10 protein-coding genes and 1 pseudogene are annotated in these 10,898 nt (G+C 59.5%); 7 read left to right on the top strand and 4 right to left on the bottom strand.

The features are described from left to right. Positions 1-243 (top strand): hypothetical protein (locus tag DWV58_RS10050; protein ID WP_233539257.1); only part of this gene is annotated, 243 nt, incomplete at its 5' end. After that, the gene (locus DWV58_RS09465; RefSeq protein ID WP_117584251.1) at positions 218-490 is read left to right on the top strand and encodes a hypothetical protein; all 273 of its coding nucleotides are present in this window, start codon (positions 218-220) and stop codon (positions 488-490) included. The genes DWV58_RS10050 and DWV58_RS09465, both read left to right, overlap by 26 nt. A gap of 22 nt (positions 491-512) precedes the next feature. Here the strand turns inward: DWV58_RS09465 and DWV58_RS09460 are convergent, their stop codons facing one another. Both DWV58_RS09460 and DWV58_RS09455 read right to left on the bottom strand, forming a co-directional pair. After that, complete coding sequence (locus DWV58_RS09460) at positions 513-1,031, bottom strand: hypothetical protein (RefSeq protein ID WP_124786586.1); 519 nt, start codon at positions 1,029-1,031, stop codon at positions 513-515. Positions 1,032-1,173: 142 nt separating this feature from the next. Then, positions 1,174-2,460, bottom strand: a complete 1,287-nt coding sequence (locus tag DWV58_RS09455) for an ATP-binding protein (protein ID WP_117584252.1) — start codon at positions 2,458-2,460, stop codon at positions 1,174-1,176. Between the two features lie 251 nt (positions 2,461-2,711). Here DWV58_RS09455 and DWV58_RS10180 point away from each other — a divergent pair. Together DWV58_RS10180 and DWV58_RS09905 are read left to right on the top strand one after the other, a co-directional pair. After that, a pseudogene (locus DWV58_RS10180) lies at positions 2,712-2,876 on the top strand (hypothetical protein); the annotation flags it as partial. A gap of 14 nt (positions 2,877-2,890) precedes the next feature. After that, positions 2,891-3,040, top strand: a complete 150-nt coding sequence (locus DWV58_RS09905) for a hypothetical protein (protein ID WP_158556525.1) — start codon at positions 2,891-2,893, stop codon at positions 3,038-3,040. An 88-nt stretch (positions 3,041-3,128) separates the two neighbouring features. Here DWV58_RS09905 and galE read toward each other — a convergent pair whose 3' ends face one another. Beyond that, complete coding sequence (galE, locus tag DWV58_RS09445; protein ID WP_117564856.1) at positions 3,129-4,190, bottom strand: UDP-glucose 4-epimerase GalE; 1,062 nt, start codon at positions 4,188-4,190, stop codon at positions 3,129-3,131. Positions 4,191-4,458: 268 nt separating this feature from the next. On the opposite strand from galE, the gene DWV58_RS09440 reads away from it, so the two are divergent. After that, on the top strand, positions 4,459-5,664 hold the full coding sequence (locus tag DWV58_RS09440) for a hypothetical protein (protein ID WP_117636049.1): 1,206 nt from the start codon (positions 4,459-4,461) through the stop codon (positions 5,662-5,664). Between the two features lie 231 nt (positions 5,665-5,895). Here DWV58_RS09440 and murB read toward each other — a convergent pair whose 3' ends face one another. After that, complete coding sequence (gene murB / locus DWV58_RS09435; protein WP_117776920.1) at positions 5,896-6,858, bottom strand: UDP-N-acetylmuramate dehydrogenase; 963 nt, start codon at positions 6,856-6,858, stop codon at positions 5,896-5,898. 183 nt (positions 6,859-7,041) lie between these two features. Between murB and DWV58_RS09430 the strand changes: the two genes are divergently transcribed. Further along, positions 7,042-8,070, top strand: coding sequence for a LacI family DNA-binding transcriptional regulator (locus tag DWV58_RS09430; RefSeq protein ID WP_117776919.1), 1,029 nt, complete (start codon positions 7,042-7,044; stop codon positions 8,068-8,070). A 204-nt stretch (positions 8,071-8,274) separates the two neighbouring features. Next, positions 8,275-10,803 carry a phosphoketolase gene (locus tag DWV58_RS09425; RefSeq protein ID WP_117776918.1) on the top strand — a complete coding sequence of 843 codons (2,529 nt, stop codon included), beginning with the start codon at positions 8,275-8,277 and terminating at the stop codon, positions 10,801-10,803. Positions 10,804-10,898: the final 95 nt, after the last annotated feature.

Genomic DNA, 10,898 nt, shown 5'->3' with positions numbered 1-10,898 from the left:
GCCCGGCTCCACGCTCATCCACGACATGGAGCCGGGCGCCACACGGCTCCCGTCAACAATCTGTCACTGAAGAGCCAGCACTACAACGCGAAGCTGCTCAAGGGCGTTCCCGACGGCCAGAACCCGCTGGGGCCCGTGAACCGGATGCGCTACTTCATGCAGTGCTTCCTGAGGGCTCATCCCGGCTCCAACCGGGACGACATGCGGGGCTGTGGCTATGAGTCCGCCCGAGGACAAGCTTGAGAAGGTCGCGATGGTGCTCGATCGGGCAATGCGATACCCGAAAACGCTCAGGTTCAGGCAGTTCTATGCAAGAAAGCCCAGTTCAGATGAGTTCGACGAGCAATATTTATCAACACAGTGCAAGGGGGGATTATATTTGTATTTCATCCGTGTTGAGCTTCACACGGTGCGCGACTCATCGCAAACTGGCGGGCGCAGCGGAAAGAAAACCGACTGCAGACGAACGATCGATATCGGGAGCAAATAGCCACCGGATGCTTTTCGGTCTCCTACGCGTCGACCTCCGCGATTTCTTCTGCGTCTCGCCAAGTTGAAAGGAGCGATGTCGAAAACTCCTTTTCGGTTAGCGTCAAGACATCCTTCACGCAAAAACCTTTCAATTTGTCAGGAAGCCCAAAACGCGCTTTTTTCCTAATCGAGCTGGCAACCCGCTTCAACGCGGTCTTGTTCTTGTCCTCGTTGTATACCAAAACAAAGACGCAGTGCTCGCGAAACCATCTCGTCCTCTTTCCCCACAGGTCCGAGCAGATCAAAACGCTGTCCTTGCACTTCTCGATGAGGGCGTCCCTTTGGCCAAGATTGATACCAAGCTCTTCGTCATCCTTGGGATTGAGCCTCTTCCCCAGCGTCTCCTTCAGACTGCCGTTTTTAAATTCGACTAGATATAACGTTTCCCGATCGCAATACAGCGCATCGGCGGAGCGCGGGAGTTGCATCCACCTATTGACCTTCTTGCAGTAGCATTCTTTAACAGAGTCAAAATTGACAACAGGCAAATCGTCATCCACAAGAGAGACGCTCCCGTCTCTGGATGTTTTGGAGATGGTCGACGTGCAGTCCCTTAGGATACAGGTCCTGCAACGGGAGCAACCATCGCTGCCATCTGGCACCGCGGGAGAGTTCGGATGAGGGCAGGAGGCGCACAGGTCGCTACTCAAGGCCGTACTCCTCCCTCTCAAGCGTATCAAAAGGAGCCGCCAGCTTCTCGTAGGCGACCTCAGTCGAGCCGGTTATATCGGCAAAGCGAGAGCGTCCATCAGTGCAGGTCTCCGCAAGATAATATGAGCACAATCCATCAACAGCGTGCTTCTTAGAATACACTTCGATCGCATTCAGGAAATATGGACTATGGGTGCTCATTAAGACGTGCATCCCGAGCTCTTTCTGGAGCAGCACGATTATCTCGGCGAAGGCCAGCTGCCATGCAGGATGAAGATGAATCTCGGGTTCATCGAGGATAATAGTCCCTCCGGCATCTAGCGCGCCGGACTTCAAGAGCACCTTCATGATGGCGAACGTCTTCAAGCCAGCAGAAAGGTTCCCAGGCTCCAACCCCCGAGCGAAGCCCTCTTCGAGATACGTAAGGTGACCGCGACTTTCGCTCCTCTCGAAATGCCCCGGACATAAGGAGGAAACCTTGTCCATGAGAACCTTCAGGTGTCGCTCCTTCGCGATCTCTTCGAACAGCGAGGACTCGCTGTCATCGTTACGGATGGTCGCCTGAATCAAATCTTGCCGCAGCTCCTCCTGGTGTCCAAGGAGGGGCTTGAACCGAAAAGCGGGGCCGTAGGGTCCTCCGAGAGAATCGATCAGGAACGGGTCGTCCAGATAATGCGCCCTGAATCGCAAAACCCTCCTATCGTGCACCTCCGCCACCTCGTCACTTGCAACCGAGAAAACCGTAGATGCGTCCTTTATCTGGAGTTCGACCTTCCCGGGCTCTTCGCCGAAAACCGAATTGATCTGGCCGTTGAACTCGCTTCGGAACCTGTTTGTCGCAATCGCACGAAATACCTCATCATCGGAGATATCCATGATCTCGATAATCTGATCGGCAACTCCTGCTACGCCATTCGTGAAATCGGATTCGATCTCACGGGAGATCTCCTCCCCGTAATACTCCTTTATCTCATCAATAAGCTCGTCCCTCGTGCACTCGCCCGAAAAAACCCTGTCGATGAAACTATTCATTCTTCCAGCAGTTCGCCTGTGGCGAGACGTGGAGTCGAGAGGGCTTCCCACATATGCCTTCCTGATGGCGCGCTCAACACTATTGCGCCTCATGCGGTCGATTTTGTTCTCCGAATCGGACATGCTGTTGAAGGCCGCATAAAGCGCTTTTCCAACCGTGCTTTTCCCCGTCCCGTTCTCCCCGGCGATCACGGCAATACCATTAATCTCGATATCGGCCTCAGCGACCCTGCCGATGTTTTTCATCTTGATTTTCAATGCATATCACCAGCTCTAAACTCGCGAGACTCAATAGCTCGATTATCGCACAGAGAGATCGACTTCTCGAGGACTCCCTAAATGGAACGCGCGGTGAGGACATGGCTCGCCGCCGTCCGCTTCGCGTTCGCGCGGGGGAAGGTGACGACCAGGGACCTCTCCGGGCTCATCGAGAGGAGCGCCAGATTCTCCTCGTCCATTTGAACTGTATCGTATTCAAGGACACTTGACTTAGAGGAATGGCGTTGAGCGGCGATAATCGTTTCAGCGCCAAAAAGAAAGGAGTGTCAGTCATGGCAGACGGGCCCTCCTACACAGCGGGGTACCGCGCCGAGGCCGCAGACTTCGCCGCCGCGTCGGGGAAGCCCATCGCCCAAGTGGCAGCCGACCTCGGCATCAACGAGAAGACCCTGGGAAGATGGGTGACGGTCAGGAAGAAGGAGCTGACCAACCACCCGGTCGCGGCGGCCGCAAGTGCATGCGCGAGCTCGAGCTCGAGAACGAGTTCCTAAAAAGCCCCGACCTCACATTGGAGGCCGGGGCCAGTAGATTTTTGGGACATGTCTAGAAATCTACCCATGCAGGAAGCGGCATGTGCCGAGCATGTCGCGTGCTAGGTTTTGAGGCATGCCACAAAACCTAGCACGGGGGAGTGGCTACTCGGCGTCGGCGAAGCCGTTGGGGTTATGGCTCTGCCAATTCCAGCTGTCGCGGCACATGTCCGCGATGTCGTACTGGGCCTTCCAGCCCATCATGCGTTCGGCCTTGGAGGCATCGCACCAGTTGGCGGCGATATCGCCGGCACGGCGCTCGCGAATCACGTAGGGCAGCTCCTTGCCGCAGGCCTTGGAGAAGGCGGCGACGACCTCGAGTACCGAGGTGCCGGTGCCGGTGCCCAGGTTAAAGATCTCGACGCCGGTCTTGCCGTTCATCCAGTTGAGGGCGGCAACGTGACCGGATGCCAGGTCGCACACGTGGATGTAGTCGCGCACGCCGGTGCCGTCGGGGGTGGGGTAGTCGTTGCCAAAGACCTGAACGGCCTCGAGCTTACCGACGGCGACCTGGGCGACGTAGGGCACCAGGTTGTTGGGGATGCCCTTGGGGTCCTCGCCGATCAGGCCCGACGGATGGGCACCGATGGGATTGAAATAACGGAGCAGCACGACGTCCCACTCGGGGTCGGCGGTGTGGACGTCCATGAGGATCTGCTCAATCATCCACTTGGTCCAACCATAGGGGTTGGTCGCGGGCTTCTTGGGGTCTTCCTCGGTGACGGGCGGATTGTCCGGATCGCCGTAGACGGTCGAAGAGCTCGAGAAGATGATGGACTTACAGCCGTGGTTGCGCATGACATCGATGAGCACCAGGGTGTTCTCGATATTGTTGTGGTAGTACTCGACGGGCTTGCTCACCGACTCGCCAACGGCCTTAAAGCCGGCGAAGTGGATGACGCGGTCGATCTGGTGGGTATCGAAGATCTTGTTCATCGCATCGCGGTCGAGCACGTTGGCCTCGTAGAAGGTGAGGTTCTTGGCGGCCTCGTCGCCCACGATGGTCTTGACGCGGTCGATGGCAACGGCGCTGGAGTTGGAGAGGTCATCGACGACGACAACCTGGTAGCCACCCTCGAGCAGCTGAACGACGGTGTGCGAGCCGATAAAGCCGGCGCCGCCGGTAACGAGGACGCAGGTGTCTTTGGGGTCGAGTGCTTTGGACATGTAGTCTCCTATCGAATCAGGAACACTTCTTGAGGGGAGTATAGCGCAGCTGGGGGCGCCCAAAACACGCGGGGCAGGAAAACCAGAGGATTGATGTTAACGTACTCATAGGGTGTTATTTGCATAATCCTTACCTTTGGTGTGGGACGTATTTGCGAGCCGCTGACCATGCTTTTCCAGCCGTTCGTGGAAATAGTTGGGACAAGCGCGATGTGCGTTAATATGTTTGAGTTGAGCGACATATAAATAAGCATGTAACGGAGTACATATGTCACCAAACAACGATTCCATCTTTACGCAGGAGCTTTCGCGCCGCACTGCCCTTAAGGCTCTTTTCGGCGCCGCTTCTGCGGCTGTTCTTTTTGGCCTGCCCGCCCGCGCCCATGCGGCTGAGGCCAGTCAAGAAACCACCGACAAACTGAATGCCGCCCAGGCCCAGCTCGACGAGGTCCAGGCTCAGCTCGACAGCATTGCCAATGAGTACGCGGCGCTCGCCAACAAGAATGCCCAGACCCTCAACGACATCGAGAATGTCCAGGGCAAGATTGACGACACGCAGGCCCAGATCGATGAAAAGAAGGCCGAGCTCAAGAAGAAGCGCAACGACCTTTCCGATCGCGTGGCCGCCAGCTACAAGTCCGGCGGTACGAACATCCTGTCGCTGCTGCTGGCCTCTGGCTCGTTTGAGGAACTCGTCGCCAACGCGCATTACGTTGAGAAGATCAACAAGAGCGACCGCGATGCCATCGAGGATATCCAGACGATTCAGGCTGAGCTCGACGCGCAGAAGACCGAGCTCGAAGCACAAAAGGCCAACCTGGAGAAACTCAAGGACCAGCAGACGGCTCAGATGCAGGATATGCAGGCCAAGCAGCAAGAAGTCCAGACCGTGCTGAACGGTCTTTCCGACGACGTCAAGGAGCTCATGGCTCAGCGCGATTCCGAGATTCTCGCTGCCGCCCAGGCCGAGGAGGCCGCTAGGAAGGCCGCCGCTGCCGCGGCCGCCGCGAACAAGAACAATTCCTACTCGGGTGGTTCGAGCTCGGGCGGTGGATCGTATGCGCCCGGAACTCCGCAGCAGAATGCCGGCTCGGGCAAGCAGCAGGCCGTCGTCAACGCGTGCTACTCCACGCCTTCGCCGGGTCAGAACTGGTGCGCGGCGTGGGTTACCAATGTCTTCCGCAATGCCGGCGTGGGCTATTTTGGCGGCAACGCGTGTGACATGTTCAACGCCTGGTGCTATAGCTCCGACCGCTCGGCGCTGCAGGTGGGCATGATCGTGGCCGATTCCTCGCACAGCGGCACGGGTGCTCCGGGCCTTATCTACGGTCATGTGGGTATCTACGTTGGCGGCGGCATCGTAATGAGCAACGAGGGCGCCATTACGTCTAAGTCGCTTGATTCGTTTATTAGCTTCTATGGCACTGGGTCGGGCGTGCGTTGGGGCTGGCTTGGCGGTATTGCGCTGTCGTAACTGCGGCTTGAAGCTGGTTGGTCCGGGACTGCGGGCGAGGCATAAGGTTGCCTGCTCTACAGTCCTGCGCAAGACGAAGGCCACATTAAGTGGCCTTCTTTGCGTGCGGAACTCGCGACCAACCTTATGCCTCGCCCGCAGTCCCGGACCTTTCGGGTTCAAAGCGCGACACACCGGACTGGTTGCCTGATATAAAGATGGCGAAGCCCCCTTTCGGGGCCTTCTTTTTTATTAGAGGAATTCGCCTACTCGGTGGACTTCGGGTTCTAGGTCTACGTCGAATTGGTCTTTGACGGTTGTTTGGATGTGGCGGATGAGTTCGTCGACATCGGCGGCGGTGGCGTGGTCGGCGTTGACGATGAAGCCGCAGTGCTTTTCGCTCACCTGCGCGCCGCCGATGGCGTGTCCTCGCAGGCCGGCGTCCATGATGAGCTTGCCGGCAAAGTAGCCCTCGGGGCGCTTGAAGGTGGAGCCGGCACTCGGCATGTCGAGCGGCTGCTTGTCCTCGCGGCGCTGGTGGTAGTCGTCCATGTCGGCCTTGATCATCGCGGCGTTGCCCGGGGCGAGATTGAAAGTGGCCGAAAGCACGACGAAACCGTCGTCGGCAATGCGGCTCTTGCGATAGCCCAGGTTGAGCTCATCGACATCGAACTCAATAATGTTGCCGCTGCCGCGGGTGCCGTCGTCGAGCATGCGGGCGGGCTTGTAGACGCGCACAGACTCCAGCACATCGGCCATGCAGGCGCCATAGGCGCCGGCGTTCATATAACAGGCGCCGCCGACCGATCCGGGGATGCCCGAGATGGGCTCCATGCCGGTGAGGCCGGCCTCGGCTGCCGTCGCGGCGACATCGGAAAGCAAGGCGCCGGCTGCTGCCGTGACGTGCGTGCCGTTGACCGTAATGTCGGAGAGGCCTTCGCCCAGTGCCACGACGACACCGCGGACACCCTTGTCACCGACGAGCAGGTCGGAGCCGTTGCCCACGATGGTGAGCGGCAGATCGCAGCGGTAGCAGGTGTCAAGCGTGGCGACGAGTCCCTGCTCGGTATCGGGCGTGACAAAGACATCGGCCGGGCCGCCGATCTTAAACGTGGTGTGCTCGCGCATGGGCTCGCTCATGAGCACGTTGTCCTCGCCGGCAACACCGGCGAGCGCGCAGAGCAGGTCCTCGTTAAAAAAGTCATTCTCGTGCATACGAATATCCGCCTTATGGTGGTTGTTGTCATCAATCGATTGCAATATACCCCACCTGGACGGATTTGGTGCGTTGGCGGCGATAAAACAGCCGTCCACCGGATTGGTAAAGTGTTTATCACCGAGGTAGAGGGGCAGTCGCTATACTTTCAAGAGATTGCGCGTAAACCCGGAAGGAGCGAGATGGCCAACAAAGTCACCCTCAAGCAGATCGCCCAGGAGGTGGGGCTTTCCCCTTCGTCGGTCTCGCTTGTTCTCAATAATCGGCCCTGTCGCATCTCGGAAGAAAACCGCAAGCTCATCAAGGAGGTTGCGGCGCGCAACCACTATGTTCCTAACCAGATCGCGCGCAGCCTGGTCATGCGCGAGTCGCGCACGCTGGGCCTTATCGTTCCCAATATCGAGAGCCGCTTTTTTGCCTCGCTCGCCGGCAGCTTGGAAAAGCGCTGTCGCGAGGACGGTTACGCGCTCTTTATTACCAGCTCGGGCGGAAGCGCCGATGACGATCTGGAACTGCTGCGCCAGCTGGTGACACGCGGCGTCGACGGCGTCTTTCTGGTCGTGGGTGACGAGTTCTCCGACGATCGCGCCCTGCGCGAGGAAGTGAGCCATCTGCCTATCCCTGCCGTGATGGTCGACCGCGCCATTGAGGGGCTCGAGTGCGACAAGGTGATGTTCGACCACGAGATGGGCGGCTACATGGCCACGCGGTATCTGATTGAGCAGGGTCATCGCCGCATCGCCTGTCTGGTTAACGCGCGTCGCTCCAATACGGGCCGCAAACGACTCGCCGGTTACGAGCGCGCGCTGCGCGAGGTTGGCCTGCCTATCGATGCACGCTTGGAGTTTGAGAGCGAGTACTACATTCCGAGCGCATACGAGTCCTCGGAGGCGGTGCTTGCAACCGATGCCACCGCCGTGTTCGCAAGCTCGGACAACATTGCCCTCGGTCTGCTCAAGCGCCTGCACGAGATGGGGAAGAGCATCCCGGGCGATATCTCGGTGGTGAGCTACGATAACTCGGCTGCCGACGTTCTCTTTGAGCCGGCGCTGACCGCGATTGAGCAGGATCCGGGCGTGCTTGCCGAGCATGCTTTTGGCTGCATGTCCAAGCGTCTTGCCGGTAGGGGCGGCAGGCGTGCCGAGGAGGTCGTTCTGGAGCCGGCGCTCATCGTAAAGGACAGCGTGCTCGAGCTTACTAAACACAACTAAACACGTTTACCAATTCGTAGAAATCGAATGTGGAGTACCTGTGACAGACAATGTCGCAGGTGAATGTTGCGTTTTGTCGTTCCGTACGATCAATACAGATGATAAAACGTTTTTTCACCGTGATAAAACGTTTTAGCAAATATACTGGTCCCAACGAATGGTTGCCGTATCGGAGGGCGACCGCGCAGCGAAGGGACATAAACAATGGCTAAAACTCTGGGAACGCCGTGGCAAAAGCTGGGCCACGAGGTACCGGCTTCCGAGCTCGAGGGCGTCGATCTGTATTGGCGTGCATCGAACTATCTGTCCGTCGGCCAGATCTACCTTCGTTCTAACCCGCTGATGCGCTCCGACTTTGTCGACGAGAAGACCGGCGAGACGCGCGACTTTGGTCGTCCGGACGTTAAGCACCGCCTGGTCGGTCACTGGGGCACCACGCCTGGCATCAACTTCCTGTTCGGTCACGTCAATCGCCTCATTGCCGACCACAACCAGAATGCCATCTTCTTGATGGGCCCGGGTCACGGTGGCCCCGCCGGCACCGCCCAGTCGCTGCTCGATGGCACCTACCGCGAGATCCGCCCCGACATCACCAATGACGAGGCCGGTCTGCAGAAGTTCTTCCGCCAGTTCTCCTACCCCGGCGGCATTCCGAGCCACTTTGCGCCCGAGACGCCCGGCTCCATCCACGAGGGCGGCGAGCTCGGCTACACGCTTAGCCACGCCTACGGTGCCGTCATGGACAACCCGAGCCTGCTGGCCGTGGCCGTGGTGGGCGACGGCGAGTCCGAGACCGGCCCGCTCGCGACCTCTTGGCAGTCCAACAAGCTCGTGAACCCGGCAACCGACGGTATCGTCCTGCCGATCCTGCACCTCAACGGCTACAAGATCGCCAACCCCACCATCCTTGCCCGCGTGTCCGACGAGGAGCTCGCCAAGTTCTTCGAGGGTATGGGCTACAAGCCGCACTTCTTTGTCGCCGGCTTTGACGACGAGAGCCATGCGAGCATCCACGAGCGCTTCGCCTCCCTGTTTGAGCAGGTCTTTGACGAGATTTGCGACATCAAGGCTACCGCACAGGCCCAGGCTGCCGCGGGCGAGACCGTGGTCCGCCCAGCCTACCCCATGATCGTGTTCCGCACGCCCAAGGGCTGGACCTGCCCCAAGCAGATCGACGGCAAGAAGACCGAGGACTCTTGGCGCGCCCATCAAGTGCCGCTGGCGAGCGCTAAGGACACCCATGAGCACTTCCGCGTGCTGCGTGAGTGGCTGCGCTCCTACAAGCCCGAGGAACTCTTTACGCCCGAGGGCCAGGTGCGCCCCGAGGTGACGGCCTTTATGCCGACCGGCGAGCTGCGCATCGGCGCCAATCCCAACGCGAACGGCGGCAAGGTGCGTCGCGAGCTCGAGCTGCCCGATATCCACGCCCACGAGGTTCCCGTCGCCGAGAAGGGTCACGGTTGGGGCTCCACCGAGGCCGCACGCGTCTTTGGCGAGTACACTGCCGATGTTCTGGCCAAGAACATGGAGGACTTCCGCATCTTCGGCCCCGATGAGACCGCGTCCAACCGCCTGCAGGCTGCCTACAAGGTGACCAAGAAGCAGTGGGACGCCGGCTTCTACGAGGACGATGCCAACGATGAGCTGCTCGCCGGCTCCGGTAAGGTCGTTGAGCAGCTTTCCGAGCACCAGTGCGAGGGCTTCCTCGAGGCCTACGTGCTTACCGGCCGCTCCGGTGTGTGGAGCTCCTACGAGAGCTTTGTTCACGTGGTCGATTCCATGGTCAACCAGCACTGCAAGTGGCTCGAGGCCACCAAGCGCGAGATTCCGTGGCGTGCCCCCATCAGCGGTCTCAACATTTTGCTGTCGAGCCATGTCTGGCGCCAGGACCACAACGGCTTCTCTCACCAGGATCCCGGCTTTATCGACCTGTTGCTCAACAAGGCAAACGATACGCATATCGTGAATGCCTACTATCCGGCTGACGCCAACATGGCGCTTGCCGTGGCCGAGCGCGTCTACCAGTCCACCGACTGCGTCAACGCCATCTTCTGTGGCAAGCAGCCCGCCCCAACTTTCCAGACGGTTGACGAGGCCTGCGCCGAGCTTGCCGAGGGTGTCGCGACGTGGGAGTGGGCATCGACCGCCGACTCGCTCGCCGAGGCCGACGTCGTGGTCGCCACGTGCGGTGACGTGCCGACGCTCGAGGCTCTGGCCGCAACCGATATGCTGCGCGAGCTGGGCATCAAGGTATGGTTCGTCAACGTGGTCGACCTGCTCAAGATCCAGAACGTCTGCGAGAACGACCAGGCTCTCAGCGACGAGCGCTGGGCTGAGCTGTTCGGCTGCGGCGAGAAGCCCGTCCTCTTCGCGTTCCACGCTTATGCCGGCACGATTCGCCGTCTGATTTGGAACCGCCCCGGCCACGATGCCTTCCGCGTCCACGGCTACGAGGAGAAAGGCTCCACGACAACGCCGTTCGACATGCTGCGCCTGAACAACATGGACCGCTGGGCACTGGCCGCCGACGTGCTGCGCCTGGTCGACGCCGATAAGTTTGCGGAGCAGATTGATAAGTGGGAGGCATTCCGCACCGAGGCCTTCGAGTTCGCGTGCGATGAGGGCTACGATCACCCGGCCTTCACCGACTGGGTCTGGCCCGACGCCGCAGCTGCAACCGCTGCCGACGGCGCGCTCTCCGCAACGCAAATGACCGTGGGCGACAACGAGTAAGTAGGCATCCGGGACGGTCTCGCGCTGGGGCCGCCTCCGGGCGGGGAGACTTTGTCCGGGGAAGTGGGCTTCGCGAACTTCCCCGGACAAAGTCT

Origin of the sequence: Collinsella sp. AF11-11, assembly GCF_003465485.1 — a bacterium.
Lineage (GTDB): Bacteria > Actinomycetota > Coriobacteriia > Coriobacteriales > Coriobacteriaceae > Collinsella.
The sequence above is the reverse complement of the archived record's forward strand: the minus strand, read 5'-3'. Positions and strand labels throughout refer to the sequence as shown.

Coding starts and splice junctions, on each gene's coding strand:
- DWV58_RS09465 (WP_117584251.1), top strand. CDS start 218: ATGAGTCCGCCCGAGGACAAGCTTGAGAAGGTCGCGATGGTGCTCGAT.
- DWV58_RS09455 (WP_117584252.1), bottom strand. CDS start 2,460: ATGAAAAACATCGGCAGGGTCGCTGAGGCCGATATCGAGATTAATGGT.
- DWV58_RS09905 (WP_158556525.1), top strand. CDS start 2,891: ATGGGTGACGGTCAGGAAGAAGGAGCTGACCAACCACCCGGTCGCGGC.
- galE (WP_117564856.1), bottom strand. CDS start 4,190: ATGTCCAAAGCACTCGACCCCAAAGACACCTGCGTCCTCGTTACCGGC.
- DWV58_RS09440 (WP_117636049.1), top strand. CDS start 4,459: ATGTCACCAAACAACGATTCCATCTTTACGCAGGAGCTTTCGCGCCGC.
- murB (WP_117776920.1), bottom strand. CDS start 6,858: ATGCACGAGAATGACTTTTTTAACGAGGACCTGCTCTGCGCGCTCGCC.
- DWV58_RS09430 (WP_117776919.1), top strand. CDS start 7,042: ATGGCCAACAAAGTCACCCTCAAGCAGATCGCCCAGGAGGTGGGGCTT.
- DWV58_RS09425 (WP_117776918.1), top strand. CDS start 8,275: ATGGCTAAAACTCTGGGAACGCCGTGGCAAAAGCTGGGCCACGAGGTA.